The sequence below is a fragment of the Chryseosolibacter histidinae genome (assembly GCF_018598225.1).
Classification (GTDB): Bacteria; Bacteroidota; Bacteroidia; order Cytophagales; family Cyclobacteriaceae; genus Chryseosolibacter; species Chryseosolibacter histidini.
In genome coordinates this window covers 13726-27431 of record NZ_JAHESF010000004.1, presented here as the reverse complement: position 1 = coordinate 27431, position 13706 = coordinate 13726, and the positions used below count along the sequence as shown (strand labels likewise).

Annotated in this window: 16 protein-coding genes; 6 read left to right on the top strand and 10 right to left on the bottom strand. The window is 49.2% G+C overall.

All coding sequences use genetic code 11. The annotated features are described in order from the left end of the window. Positions 1-93: 93 nt before the first annotated feature. On the top strand, positions 94-1212 hold the full coding sequence (locus tag KK083_RS04995; RefSeq protein ID WP_254161322.1) for a mechanosensitive ion channel family protein: 1119 nt from the start codon (positions 94-96) through the stop codon (positions 1210-1212). A gap of 32 nt (positions 1213-1244) precedes the next feature. Here the strand turns inward: KK083_RS04995 and KK083_RS04990 are convergent, their stop codons facing one another. The 8 genes from KK083_RS04990 to KK083_RS04955 form a co-directional block, all read right to left on the bottom strand. Then, the gene (locus KK083_RS04990; RefSeq protein WP_254161320.1) at positions 1245-1820 is read right to left on the bottom strand and encodes a D-sedoheptulose-7-phosphate isomerase; all 576 of its coding nucleotides are present in this window, start codon (positions 1818-1820) and stop codon (positions 1245-1247) included. 4 nt (positions 1821-1824) lie between these two features. Continuing rightward, positions 1825-2739 carry an ROK family protein gene (locus KK083_RS04985; RefSeq protein ID WP_254161318.1) on the bottom strand — a complete coding sequence of 305 codons (915 nt, stop codon included), beginning with the start codon at positions 2737-2739 and terminating at the stop codon, positions 1825-1827. 74 nt (positions 2740-2813) lie between these two features. Further along, on the bottom strand, positions 2814-3917 hold the full coding sequence (locus KK083_RS04980; protein WP_254161316.1) for a chorismate mutase: 1104 nt from the start codon (positions 3915-3917) through the stop codon (positions 2814-2816). A 27-nt stretch (positions 3918-3944) separates the two neighbouring features. Further along, complete coding sequence (locus KK083_RS04975; RefSeq protein ID WP_254161314.1) at positions 3945-4829, bottom strand: prephenate dehydrogenase; 885 nt, start codon at positions 4827-4829, stop codon at positions 3945-3947. Between the two features lie 6 nt (positions 4830-4835). Beyond that, positions 4836-6035 (bottom strand): pyridoxal phosphate-dependent aminotransferase, encoded by a 1200-nt coding sequence (locus tag KK083_RS04970; RefSeq protein WP_254161312.1) that lies wholly within the window; start codon positions 6033-6035, stop codon positions 4836-4838. Between the two features lie 108 nt (positions 6036-6143). After that, positions 6144-6986 carry a prephenate dehydratase gene (locus tag KK083_RS04965; RefSeq protein ID WP_254161310.1) on the bottom strand — a complete coding sequence of 281 codons (843 nt, stop codon included), beginning with the start codon at positions 6984-6986 and terminating at the stop codon, positions 6144-6146. Positions 6987-7281: 295 nt separating this feature from the next. Next, positions 7282-8148 (bottom strand): methylated-DNA--[protein]-cysteine S-methyltransferase, encoded by an 867-nt coding sequence (locus KK083_RS04960; protein WP_254161308.1) that lies wholly within the window; start codon positions 8146-8148, stop codon positions 7282-7284. A gap of 133 nt (positions 8149-8281) precedes the next feature. Then, complete coding sequence (locus tag KK083_RS04955; RefSeq protein ID WP_254161306.1) at positions 8282-8980, bottom strand: 2OG-Fe(II) oxygenase; 699 nt, start codon at positions 8978-8980, stop codon at positions 8282-8284. 124 nt (positions 8981-9104) lie between these two features. On the opposite strand from KK083_RS04955, the gene KK083_RS04950 reads away from it, so the two are divergent. The 5 genes from KK083_RS04950 to KK083_RS04930 all read left to right on the top strand — a co-directional run bounded on the left by KK083_RS04950 (position 9105) and on the right by KK083_RS04930 (position 12501). After that, positions 9105-9986 (top strand): DNA-3-methyladenine glycosylase family protein, encoded by an 882-nt coding sequence (locus KK083_RS04950; protein WP_254161304.1) that lies wholly within the window; start codon positions 9105-9107, stop codon positions 9984-9986. Between the two features lie 88 nt (positions 9987-10074). Continuing rightward, positions 10075-10272: a hypothetical protein gene (locus tag KK083_RS04945; RefSeq protein WP_254161302.1), complete on the top strand. Its 198-nt coding sequence runs from the start codon at positions 10075-10077 to the stop codon at positions 10270-10272. Next, the gene (locus KK083_RS04940) at positions 10262-10765 is read left to right on the top strand and encodes a nucleotidyltransferase (protein ID WP_254161300.1); all 504 of its coding nucleotides are present in this window, start codon (positions 10262-10264) and stop codon (positions 10763-10765) included. Before KK083_RS04945 ends, KK083_RS04940 begins: the two co-directional genes overlap by 11 nt. A 29-nt stretch (positions 10766-10794) precedes the next feature. Continuing rightward, positions 10795-11568: a helix-turn-helix transcriptional regulator gene (locus KK083_RS04935; protein ID WP_254161298.1), complete on the top strand. Its 774-nt coding sequence runs from the start codon at positions 10795-10797 to the stop codon at positions 11566-11568. 69 nt (positions 11569-11637) lie between these two features. Continuing rightward, positions 11638-12501: an ester cyclase gene (locus KK083_RS04930; RefSeq protein WP_254161295.1), complete on the top strand. Its 864-nt coding sequence runs from the start codon at positions 11638-11640 to the stop codon at positions 12499-12501. 73 nt (positions 12502-12574) lie between these two features. Here the strand turns inward: KK083_RS04930 and KK083_RS04925 are convergent, their stop codons facing one another. Together KK083_RS04925 and KK083_RS04920 are read right to left on the bottom strand one after the other, a co-directional pair. Next, the gene (locus KK083_RS04925) at positions 12575-12889 is read right to left on the bottom strand and encodes an antibiotic biosynthesis monooxygenase (protein WP_254161293.1); all 315 of its coding nucleotides are present in this window, start codon (positions 12887-12889) and stop codon (positions 12575-12577) included. A 77-nt stretch (positions 12890-12966) separates the two neighbouring features. Next, positions 12967-13695 carry an FRG domain-containing protein gene (locus KK083_RS04920; protein ID WP_254161291.1) on the bottom strand — a complete coding sequence of 243 codons (729 nt, stop codon included), beginning with the start codon at positions 13693-13695 and terminating at the stop codon, positions 12967-12969. Positions 13696-13706 lie beyond the last annotated feature (11 nt).

Sequence of the window (13706 nt, the reverse complement as noted above, 5' to 3'; positions counted from 1 at the left end):
TATGGTTTTTATAAGTTTTGGGATGAAAAATTAAACACCGGAACCCACTCCGGCACACAGACACAAACAGCTGATATCCAGCCGATTCTAACTATGCAAGGCCTGCTTGATCAAGTCTATTACAACAACACCGTGAGGGATTATCTCATTGCGGGTGGTGTCATCGTGCTCAGCATTTTGTTGCTGCGCACGTTCAAACGAGTGATCATCAAACGACTGCGCGCTGCCGCCGCAAAGACCGAGGGTACAACGGATGATTTCATTATCGACGGTGTGGATCGTTTTGCGCTTCCCATCATACAGTTTGCCATCATCTACTGGGGACTGAATTTCCTCGATCTGTCTACAAAAGCCGAACGCGTCATCGACGTGGCCACTTCCGTGATCATCACCTACTTCGTGCTGCGTCTTATTTCCTCAGTGATCATGACATTGCTGGAGTCGCGCATCCGAAGACAGGAGCATGGTGAAGACAAGATCAAACAGCTGGGCGGGCTCATGCTGGTGATCAACATTTTTATCTGGGTCATCGGGGTCATCTTCCTGCTCGATAACATGGGCAAAGATGTGACCACGATCATTGCCGGCCTCGGTATTGGTGGTATCGCCATTGCGCTGGCGGCACAAAACATCCTCGGCGACCTCTTCAATTATTTTGTTATTTATTTCGATCGCCCTTTCGAGATCGGCGACTTTATTGTGGTGGATGACAAGATGGGAACAGTTGAATACCTCGGCATCAAAACTACCCGCATCAGAAGCCTTTCCGGCGAACAGATCATCATTGGCAACTCGAACCTGACCGGGTCGCGGATCCACAACTTCAAACGAATGGCCAGCCGCAGGATCGTGTTCACCATCAACATCGATTTCCGCACGCCAATCGAAAAGCTGAAGACCATACCGGTCTTGCTAAAAAATATCATCGAGCAACAGAAGCCGATCCGGTTCGACCGTGCTCACTTCGCAGCCTATGGCGACTGGGCACTGAAGTTTGAAGTGGTCTATTTCGTGCTCGATCCCGACTTCAACAAATACATGGACATCCAGCAGGCCATCAACCTGAAGATCAGGGAAGAGTTCGAGAAGAATGAGATCTTCATTGTGACAAGTCCGCATACATCCCTCATTCCGCCGCCACCTGCTCCGCCTCCAGCGCAGGAGCCACCCGCCTCCGCCAAGGCTACATCGGGCGTGGGAAATAAGGAGTAAGTAGCATGAATCCTGCTAATCCATCAATCCTGCTAATCCTGACCCTGAAGGGATTCGTTTTCAATAAACGCGAAGGCAATGATATGGCAGATGTTCATGTGGGCATCTTCAACGCGGCCATAATGTAAATCATTGATCACAACACAGGTGTCTGCCAGCTGGGCCAGCTTTCCTTTTTTTCCGCCCACCAGCGCGATGACGTGAACCTTGTTCTGCTTACACCACTCCACGGCCTTGACGAGGTTGGGAGAATTTCCGCTCACGCTCATGGTGAACATCACATCGCCGGGTTTGGCAAGGTTCATCAGCTGACGCACAAAAACATCTTCATATGAATAATCGTTTCCGAGGGCGGTGAGCCAGCCGGTGTTGTCGTTCAGTGAAAAACAACGAAAGCGTTTGTGGGCCTTGTCGGATGCGCCTTTGCCAAGATCTGTTACAAAATGGGTGGCGCTGGCGGCACTGCCTCCATTGCCAAACACGAAAAGCTGGCGATCTTCATCCAGTGTACGTTTGAAGATGCTGATGATCGCGCTGATCTTGTCGGCGTCAATGGTGTCGATGGTTTTCTTCTGCTGCTCGAGGTAACGTGTGATAAATGCTTTCATTCTTTCAATGATGATTGATGGCTAAAGTCAACGCTCCCACCGGAACGGCATCTTCTTTCAAGGCTGAAAGCTGTATGACGGGACCGGGCTGAAAAGCGTCCATAATATAAGTGGTTAATCGTTCTTCTGTCAGTTTTCGCAGGGGCTCGCCGAGCAGTGATAAACCACCGCCGAGCACAATGGTTTCGGGATGGAGCAGGTGCACCGCGTGTGAAAGACCAAATGCGAGGTCGTCTGTTGTACTGTTAAGGATTCGGATGGCGTCGGCATCGCCTATTTCTAAAGCGCGGCGTAAGGCTTTTGCCTCGGCACCGCTGAACTGTGCTGCCAGCACTGCCAGTTTACCATAAGGGTTGCGCAACGCGGCTTCTTTGACCTGTGCATCTACAGCCCATCCCGAGCAAGCCCACTGCACCGTTTTGCCATTCTTGTCTATGCGCACATGGCCGATCTCGGTCTCACCTGGTAATGCCCCATGAAAGATCTTTCTGTCAACAACCAGTCCTCCGCCCACACCACTTCCGAGCGTTACATAAAAAACGTTTTGGTATTTTTTTCCGGCACCTTGCCATGCTTCACCGAGCGCGGCTACGTTGGCATCATTGTCGACTTTTACAGGAACACCCGTAAGGTCAGCCAACCAGTCTGCCAGCGCAAACCCCGACCAGCCGCTCACGTGATAGGAGGTCCAGATCTTGCCGGAGATCCTGTCTACCGGGCCCCCGAAGCCAACACCAATAGCCTCAAACTTCTCGGACGCAAGCTCGTTGAGTGTGGCTACGATATGCGCGCGAATGCCTTCAGCACCAGCCTTGCCATCAACAGCAAACCGGAACCGCCGCTGGATCTCGGCATGTTCGTTCCCCGTAACGATCTGCAGCTTCGTTCCACCGATTTCGATGCCCAGGAAATTCACCATGCCTTAAAATAACAAAGAATCAGACGGATCGATGTCGCATCTGATTCTTTTTACATCGCAAAAAGCGAAAATATTTATACGCGTGCTTCCGCCTTGTTCATAATGCTGGTTTGCACCTGGATCGACTCGTGGTGAATGAGCTTCAGCAGGTCGTTGGTGAATTGCTCGTTCAGTCCCATGGCCTTGCCCAACGCGATGCGGGTCTGGATGATCTCTTCCCAGCGACTCACCTGGAGGATGGTCACGTTGTTATCTTTTTTATACTGGCCGATCTTTTCGGAGATCTTCATACGGGCAGAAAGCTTTTGCATGATCTCGTCGTCGATCTGATCGATCTGCTCACGGAGAATGCTGAGCGTGTCCTTAAATGTTTTGTTATCTGAAGTCACGGCGCGCACCACAAGGCCGTCGATGATCTTGCTGAGAGAAGCGGGTGTAACCTGTTGTTTCGCATCGCTCCACGCAGCATCGGGATTGATGTGGCTCTCGATCATGAGGCCGGCCATATCGAGGTCGAGCGCTTTTTGTGAGATCAGCGCAATAAGGTCGCGTGCTCCGGCAATGTGGCTGGGGTCGCAGATGATGTCCAGCTCGGGGATGCGGGTTTTCAATTCGATGGACATATCCCACATCGGTGCGTTACGGAACGGCCCTTTTTCGAAGGAAGAGAATCCGCGGTGGATGGCTGCAAGCTTGGTGATGCCGGCTTTGTTCAAACGTTCAAGTGCGCCGATCCACAGCTCAAGATCAGGGTTCACAGGATTTTTCACCATCACCGGTACGTCTACACCTTTCAGTGAGTCGGCGATCTCCTGAACAGAGAACGGGTTTACCGTGGTGCGGGCACCTACCCAGAGAATATCGACACCGGCTTTCAAACATGCTTCAACGTGTGCGGCATTGGCAACTTCTGTAGTCACGGGCAGGCCGGTCTCTTTTTTCGCCTGGATCAGCCACTTCAGACCTTCTTCACCAGCGCCTTCATATTGGCCAGGCCTTGTGCGCGGTTTCCAGATACCGGCACGGAGCGCGTGTACTTTTTTAGTAGCCGCGATCTGCTTCGCGGTAGCGATCATCTGATCTTCAGTCTCTGCGCTGCAGGGACCGCTGATGATGATAGGTTTGCTGGCCGTGGGAAGCCAGCTGGAGATCGATTCAAGTTGCAATGCCTTTTTCATCGGTTCAAGATTATAAGTTTGACAGTTCTATTTTTCTATTAATTGTTTTGTTTGCTGTTTCAGTTCGATGCCCTCCAGCACTTTTCTGATGCGGTTGGCATCGGTCATGATGCGGTGCAGCTCCTTTACGTCGCGCTTCATCAGGTAGTACTGGAATTTCTGCAGGTGCATGATGTATTCCAGCAGCGCCTGGCTCAGGTACTCCGCGTTCTGCTCGAAGATGGGTGCCCACATATCAGGTGAGCTTTTGGCGAGGCGCACAGTAGAAGCGAAACCGCTGCCGGCCAGGTTGAAGATATTCTTTTCGTCCTGCTCGATGTCGAGCACTGTTCGCCCCAGCAGAAAGGAGCTTACGTGCGAAAGGTGCGAGACATAAGCCACGTGCTTATCGTGTTCAACAGGGTCCATATGAATGGTGCGCATTTCCAGCGCTGAGAACACAAGGTCTGCCACTTCAATAGCTTTCGCCGATGAGCTTTCGGGCTCGCAGATGATGTTGGTCTTGTTTCTGAACAATCCGCTGAAAGCTGCATCAGGGCCTGAGTTCTCTGTACCGGCAATGGGATGGGCTGCGACAAACTGTGCGCGCTTGCCGTGTTGTTGCACAGCTTTGCAGATCTGTGATTTGGTTGAGCCCGTATCGATCACAATGGTGTTGTCGCCGGCAAGGTCAAGCACTTTCAGCAAAATAGTGCGGATGGAATTCACAGGAATGGCCGTGATCACCAGGTCTGACTGCCTGACTGCTTCCTCGAGTGGCAGCACCTCATCCACCAGCCCGATCGCCAGGGCGCGTTTGGCGTGTGCTTCGTTCAGCTCTACGCCGAGAAGCCTGGTAGCCACGCCACCTTTGCGCAGATCGATGGCGATACTTCCCCCGATCAATCCTAATCCTATTATTGTCGTTTTCATTTTTTCTTACGCATTCACGGTGGATGTTTTGCTGCTCGTTGCTTTCTCCGCATTGAATCGCTGGATCCTGTTGAAAGCTTCGCTGAGCATTTCAACGGTGCAGCACAACGAGATCCTGATGTACCTGCGGCCAGCTTCACCGAAGATAAATCCCGGTGTGATGAAGACCTTGGTGCCATAGAGGATCTCGTCGATCCACTTTTCAACATCGGCAATGTGGTTGGGCGCTTTTGCCCAAACGAACAATCCCGATTGTTTCGCAGCGTACGTGCAGCCAAGCACATCCAGGATCTTTTTGGCTGCCTGCTTACGCTCACCGTACATTTTGTTCAGCGCTGTGAACCACTCCGCACCATTCTTGAGCGCTTCCGCTGCGGCATGTTGTAATCCGAGGAACATGCCCGAATCCATATTACTTTTCACTTTCAGCACGGCATCGATGTATTCTTTTTTACCGGCCACCCATCCCAGGCGCCAGCCCGCCATGTTGTGCGATTTGGAAAGTGAGTTGAGCTCAAGCGCCACCTCTTCCGCACCTTCGATAGAAAGAATGCTCATCGGCTCATCGTTGAGGATCATGCTGTACGGATTGTCGTTCACGATAAGGAACTGATGCTTACGTGCCAGGTCAACAAGCTCCTTCAGCTCTTCACGCGATGCTGTGCGGCCCGTAGGCATGTGTGGGAAGTTCACCCACATCAGCTTCACTTTTGAGAGGTCGCTCTTCTTTAAAGCTTCGATATCAACACCCCAGTTGAGCTCTTCTTTCAGATCATAAGGTCTGAGCTTCGCGCCCACGAGGTTGGCAACCGAAGAGTATGTCGGGTATCCGGGATTGGGGATCAACACCTCCTCGCCTTCGTTCACAAAAGCCATGGCGATGTGCATGATACCTTCTTTGGAACCCATCAGCGGAAGGATGCCGGTCTCCACGTCGAGCTTCACCTTGTAGATGTTCTGATAAAAATCGGCGATCGCCTTCCTGAATTGCGGAATGCCTTTATAATTCTGGTATCCATGGTTGGCAGGATTTTTGGCCGATGCGATCAATGCCTCCACAGCATTGGCTGAAGGCGCCTGATCCGGACTACCGATACCAAGGTTGATCACCCTCAGCTCCGGCGAGTCAAGCCCCCGCACCTCCGCAAGCTTCCTGCTGAAGTAGTACTCCTCCACACTGGCAATCCTGTTAGCTGCTTTTATCATAATCTATCTATTTCAATTTTATCTATTCAATTCGTAGCCCTGCATTTCCACTCCCCTTGCCAAATGGGAGACATCCGTCCACCGGACGGATTGTGGGGTGGGGTGGGGTTACCTGTATTCGATCTTCGCTTTCTTATACTCTCCCAGCACGTTCAGGTTCTTCACCTGCCGCAGAACCTGGCGCATAGCCTCATCGTAGCTCTTTCTCCGCTTCCACTCCACATCGATATGGATCGAATATTCGCTCGGCTTGCCGATGATCGGTATCGACTGGATCTTGGTGAGGTTGATGCTGTTGTTCTTGAAGGTCATCAATGCTTCGGCGAGGCTACCCACTTCGTTGGCTACCTCAAAGCACAACGATGCTTTGTTGCTCTCAAGCTTACCGTTGCTGCGTTTGGTGAGCACCAGAAAGCGTGTGAAGTTCTTCTTATGGGTTTCGATCCTTTTTTCCAGGATCTGCAAGCCGAATTTTTTAGCGGCAAACTCATTGGCAATGGCGGCCGTGTTCTTCAGCTTGAGCTCCTTCACCCGTTTGGCCGACAGCGCCGTATCATCGCTTTCCCTCACCTCAACGCCATTGAGTGTGTGGATGAACTCCGTACACTGGCGGATAGCCATGGGGTGAGACTCGATGGACTTGATATCGTCAAGCTTTACACCGGGAAGCGCCAGCAGGTGCATGTGAATGGGCAGGTACAGTTCTCCGATAATGCTGAAGTGGTAGCTCTGCAGCAGAAAGTAGTTCGGAAGAATGCTGCCCGCAATAGAATTCTCAATGGCCATCACCGCATAATCTGAAGTGCCGTTCTTCAGGCTTTCGCACAATTCATGAAACGACAGGCACTCCACGGTCTCGATCGGTTCCTGAAAATACGTGAGCGCCGCCACCTCATGAAAGCTGGTAGCGATACCCTGAATTGCAACTTTTGTTTTTTTACGCTTTGCCATTTAGTCGTCCATTTATCAGCACTCCCATTCTCCCCTTAAGGGGAGACGCCGACCTTAGGTCGACTGAGGGGTGAACAAAAAAAAAGTCCCGGCTTTCCGGGACCTTCTGAGTTTATCGTTATCTTTTTCAACAACACACCACTCTTAAAGTCCCGCCTGGGCCCTAAAGAAGTAGTAAAAGTAAAAGAATGTGTTGCTGATCTTCATTTCTTGTCTCTTGATGCGATAAAGATAAAATGATTTTATTCTGAGTTGCAAGCGTCAGTATAGGATTTGACCAAAAATATTTTTATAACTAATGCTTGTTAGGGGTTTCCTGCCGCGCCATTTCCCATCCGATGATGCTCTTTTTACGGGCAGAACTCCAGCGATACTGTCCCAAAACGCCATCTTTTCTGATCACGCGGTGGCAGGGAATGAGATACGCAATGTGATTCGATCCCACCGCCGAACCCACGGCCTGCAATGCATTCGGGTTCTGGATGGAGCGTGCAATATCCTGGTAAGTTGTTACCTCTCCCATCGGCACACGAAGCAAAGCTTCCCACACCCTGATCTGGAAGTTGGTTCCCTTTACAAAGAGGTGAAGCTTTTTTTGCAAGGGCGATTCCGGGAAAACCTGCTCCACAAACGCTTTCGTAAGCTCTTGCGACTCATGAAAAACAGAATTGTGCCAGTAAGCCTTCATCTCTTCCAGCGCATGCCGCGGATCTTCGTCTGAGGCCACAAACGACAGCCAGCAGATGCCTCGCTCTGTAACACCGATGAGACACAGGCCGAACGGCGATGCGTGAAATCCATATTCTACACGGATGCCGGCGCCTCGCTCTTTATATTCCTGCGGTGTCACTGCCTCGAGTGTTGTGAAGAGATCATACACACGCGACTGGCTCGATAATCCTGCAAGCTCTGCCGCCTCTGCCAGGTTGCGCGACTGCAGGAGCTTGTCTTTTAAATAGTCAACGGTAAGATATTGTAAGAACCGCTTGGGGCTGATACCTGCCCATTCCGTAAAGATGCGTTGAAAGTGAAAAGGACTCAGGTGCACTTTCTCAGCTACCTCTTCGAGCTCGGGTTGCCGGCGAACGTTATCTTCCAGGTACCGGATGGCTTGCTCGATACGCTGATAGTTAATATGGGGGTTTTCTGTTGTCAACGTCATACAAAGATAATTTAAGTGTTGCTGATATTTATGATATCAAATTTCCGTTTCGAAAGCGCTATTCTCAACCCGCTTCTTGCTCAGTAGTCAGACCACTGACAAGCGCGCAGGGCATGGTGCAGTGGTAAGACGACTAACTTGCGTCATGAAAGATCACCCCCAGCGCATACCGTGTTCCTGATCGCAGGGGGCTCACACCATGCTTCATCTTCGCCCGGTAAAATCCCTTTGAGCCTTGCACGGGTCGGAAGTTCGTTGTGAAGATCACGGCGTCGCCCTGGTCGGGTGCGATCACCTCCGCCCGCGACTGGGCCCTGGGAAGCTGCTCTACAAATACGAGCTCACCGCCTTCGTGATCCTTACCCTTCTGCGTGAGCACAAACACTACCTGGAAAGGGAAATACACCTCACCGTAAAGATCCTGGTGCAGTGTGTTGAATCCCTCTGCCTGATATTTCAGGATCAGGGGTGTTGGTCGCGTTTGTTTTTTTGCGTGGCAATGCTCGATCAGCGCGGCATGGTTTGCAGGGTATACCTCGTCAATGTTCAGCTGTTGCATCCACGTGTTGGCTATACCGGCGAGCGGCTGATAGAATTTTTCACGCAACGTCTGGATCAGCGGTGGCAAAGGGTAATTGAAATATTTGTATTCCCCTTTTCCAAACCGGTAACGTTGCATGCTGATAACGCTTCGGAACAACGGCGCATCGTCATAAAAACCCTGCAGGTGCAAACATTCCTGCGGAGAAAGCACTCCAGGAATATGAACGTATCCCTTGTTATTAAGTTCCTGAAAATGACCTTCCCAACTCATAGCGGTTATATCTTTCATGGTGTGTTCGTTTATTCTTTTAACAATTCAAAATTGGAAAAAAGCCCTTGCCCCGGGAACCCGGATCTTGCTGACATGACTGCCGGGTTTGGAAGACCGCGCTTAAACAGATTAATTTGAGCCCATGTCAAAGATGTACCTGTCGCTTCCGGAAGAGTTCAGCTACGAAATGAATTTCCAGTTTCTGGAGCGCTCCCCCAGAGAGCTGCTGCACCGTGTTGAAAACAACTCAGTAGTTAAATTACTGAAGGCCGGCGATGAAAAAGTATTGTTCAGGATCAGGCCCGGCGATGGCAAGCTCATGCTCGATTTCCTGAACGGCACACCTTCTGCGGAGGCCAAAAGCTTTGTAAGGGCTTACGTTACAGAATGGTTCGATCTTGAAACCGACCTGAAGCCTTTCTATACGATGGCTTCGGGCGATAAGATCCTGAAAGCGCTGGTGGACAGGTTTTATGGCTACCGTATCATGGGGCAACCCGATCTTTTCGAGTCCATTGTCTGGGCGGTGCTGGGGCAACAGATCAACCTTCAGTTTGCCTACACGCTCAAACAACGTTTTGTTGAGCAGTTTGGTGAACGACTTTTTTGGAACGAGCAGTCGTATTTTCTGTTTCCAACGGCAAGGCTCGTGGCAGAGCTTAAAGACGAGGTGCTTCTACCGCTGCAGTTCTCCCGGCAAAAAAGCAGGTACACCATTACCATCGCCGAGGCGTTTGCCAGTGGTGAGTTGTCGAAAGAAAAATTGAAAGGACTCACACTGGAAGACGCAAAAGAAAAGCTCATGAAGATCAAAGGGGTGGGTAACTGGACAGCAAATTATGCATTGATGAAAACCTTTCGCTACCGCGATGCGTTTCCATTGGAAGACGCCGGTGTTCACAACGCCATCAAGAACCTGAAAAAGATGGACCGCAAGCCAACGCTGGATGAAGTGCGGAAGTTCTTTAAGAAGTATAAGGGGTGGGAAGCGTATGCCACACTTTATTTATGGAAGAGCTTATAGTTACGCAATGGGCCTGATTGCTTGTAATTGACCTGGAAAAGCTCCAAATTTACCTGAACCAAAGTGTGTTTGTTAATGTTAGCGGTTTATGGTTAAGCCCATTCTCTACCACGATATCAGTGAAAAAAACAAGATAGAAGCTGAGCTGGTATCGAAAATTCCCTCAGCTGAAAGATCGGCAATATCGCATGTCTTAATGAGCATTTTTGCCAATGCTCGCCTTCTTAAAACTGGAGAGGATAAACGCAACACAGGGCACTCCTCAATCAAAGAAAATGATCAGTGATGCGATTCGTGAAAGCCTCGCCAAAGTATGTGCTGCACTAAATAAGCACGGTGTTGAGTTTCTTGTTATAGGTGGAGCAGCAGTAAACTACTACGGATACAGAAGACCTTCCGCCGTTGCTTACAGACCTGAAATCAACGTCGACTTAGATTTTTGGTATAACCCTACCATCAGCAATTATCATAATCTTTTGAAGGCGCTTGATGAATTGAATGTTGATACAATTGATTTAAAAAAACTGGTTTTTGACCCTAAGCGAACGTTTCTAAAAATACCTCATAAAACTTTTCATACAGACTTTCTTCCAATCATGGAAGGGTTAAAGTCATTTTCCGAAAGCCAAAGAAATGCAGAGAAAGTAACTATTGACGGGAATGAATTATTCATTATTTCATATAATGATCTCATTTTAAATAAACTTGCCGTTAATCGAAGCACTGACAAATCTGATGTCGATGAGCTCAACAAAGTAAAAAAAGGGAGACATTCTTAGGCCCAATGCTTTGAAAAGTATCATAGCTCATGAACATCGAAACCCATCTACCAACAGCATCACTCAAACCCTTCATCAGCAAGTACCTGATCATTGAATGTCAGGACGAGCTGGTGAACCGGATCTTTCCGGATACATCGCTGGTAATGGCATTCAGGTTTAAGGGAAAGACAAGCTACATCAATGACCACGAGAGAAACACGCTGCCTACCATTACCCTTTCGGGATTGAGAAAGTCCGGACGACTGGTCAATTATGCCGAGAATTCAGGAAATGTCCTCGTCATCTTTAAAGAAACAGGCGCCAGCGCATTGATCAGAGAGCCACTTCATGAATTGTTTGACGAAAGCATACCATTGCGTGACCTTTCCGGTTATCATGACCTGTCGATGATCGAAGATCAGTTGTCGGCAGCTAGCAGTAATGGCCAACGCGTACAACGGGTTGAGCAGTTCCTGTTATCCAAACTTTACGATCACAAAACCGATCACCTGATCGCCGCTGCAATTGAAAAGATCCGCCAGGTTAAAGGTATTATCAGGGTGAAAGACCTGGCTGACACGCTTTGCATCAGTCAGGATGCTTTTGAAAAACGGTTCAGACGGATGGCGGGCGTATCGCCGAAGCAGTTCTCATTCATCGTACGCATGAAAGCCATCATCGGCAACGGAATAAGAGAACATACCCTTGCGGAAACAGCCTTCAATGCCGGTTATTTCGACCAGCCCCATTTTAATAAGGACTTCAAATTGTTCACAGGACAAACACCTACCGAGTTCCTCCGATCGCCTGCGCGTTGGTAGATCAATGATTTTTTACAAGACTTTGCCTTTCCTTGTTGAGAGCTTTGTATCAACAAAACATTCAACAACATGAGACCAGTACATCTATTATTGGCGGTTTTGCTGATCCCCGGAGCTAGCCATGCCCAGGCCACCAGCAACAGCAACAAAAGCACTAAAAACAAGGAGGTTATAATGTCTGACATTCAAAGAAACAAAGAAGCGATTGGCAACCTGTACGAAAGGGTACTTAACAAAAAAGATATGAAACTGCTCCCCCAGTTCGTATCGGAAGATTACATCGCTACCAGCGGAAAGAAAGGTGCAGTCGCATTCGAGGAACCACTCACACCACTGTTCAGGGCGTTTCCCGACGCACATTGGAAGATCGAGGAAATGATCAGCGAGGCAGATAAGGTCATTGTAAAATATAAATTCTTTGGAACTCACACAGGGCAGCTCCAACATTTTGCAATCACCGGCAAATCGATCACTACGGATGGGATTGGCATTTTCCAGCTGAAAGATGGCAAGATCGTTAGCAGCCAGGTGCATACCGATCGGCTCGGCTTTTTGCAGCAGCTCGAAGCCCTGCCCACAGACCTGACGTTGCTCTCCAACAGAAAAGCCGGCAAAGACCAGGTGCAGTTCATCGACAAATTCTTCATTCCTGCGGCAGCAAAGCAAGCTTTCTATGAAAGGATGCACATCAACCGCGATTTCATTAAAAAGCTACCAGGTTTCATCGAAGACGCGGCCTACGAGTACACTGACAATGACGGCAACCTGATCTGCGTCACCGTAGCGCTATGGGAAAATCGCGAAGCGCTGAACAAAGCTAGAGAAGCCGTACAGGCAGAGTATAAGAAACAGGGATTCGATGCCGCGGAAATGTTTCAAAGGCTGAACATCAAAGCTGACAGGGGAATTTATACGGAAGTTGAGGAACGGTAAGAATCGAAACCAAATCATTGCTGATAGATGATAAAAAACGAGCTCTAAAACGGGGTTCTTTTTTTATGATTTTCTATTTCGCTGCAGTCTCGAATTCCACATCATAATGCCTCACCTTGTCGTCGTACCTGATCATGATTTCCTGAACAAGTTGTGGTACTACCGCAACATCGAAATTGGCGCCGGCAAACTCTTTAATAGCATCAATGTTTTCCCATTCCGTAATGATCAGAAATTCGGTTCCCTCATCGACCTCTCTCTTCAATATATGCGCGGCTTTGAAACCATTGATACTTTTTATTTTCCTGAAGGTGTCGTGTTGAAGATGTAAGACATACTCGTTCGCTCTGTCGCGGTGGGCCAACCCCATCCAGTGTCGTGAGACCATATTTATCAATTTTCAGTTTTGAGATTTCCTGCCCGTTCCGCAATGCCCTCCCGATAGCTATCGGGATCCCAATGTCTTTACTTGCCAAGAAATAACCACTCCACGTGCTTCGCCAGCCCATCGATATCAGGATACATCGACGCTGAATTGATACCAAAGGTGTGAAGTCGTGCTTTAAATTCCTTGAAACACTTGCTGTTGATCCTGATCTTGAAAAGCCGCTTGCTGTATTCTTCGTTCCTTTCAAAGGGAACAAACTCGCGATCGGTATTGCTCTTGTGAATGGTGAACCACCCGAACTGGGCCGAGATGCGCTTGGTGATGTGGTTGGGTTTAAAGATCTTGGTGGTTCGTCCTTTGAACGGGTCTTTGTCGTCAGTTGAGATCACAATATCCTCTTTCGGTACGTTGAATCCCCATACAACAGAATAGTCTACATTCATGTCTTCGAGCTTGGGCGACATGGAGAACCACAATGCGATGAGCGGATTTTCTGTCCAGTCGAGGAGGCGGGTGGCCATGCCGTGATGTTGCGCTAACGCCAGCCAGTCCCATGAGTTGCCGGGCTGGTAGTCGATAAGGTGCAGACTCCGGCGTTGGAAGTCCTCAAGCATTTCTCTTTCTGTTTCTTCAACATCGGGCAGGTTATAACGTGCGATCTTCGGCAGCAGCTTTTTATCGAGCGTTTGCCCGCGGTAAAGCATGAACTGATCGGTGGATATATTCAGGATGATCTCCTGAAAATCTCTGAAGTTTGCAACATCATATATTCTGTATCCTTCTTCCATGGCTGGGATGACCTTCAATGGTCATAAAA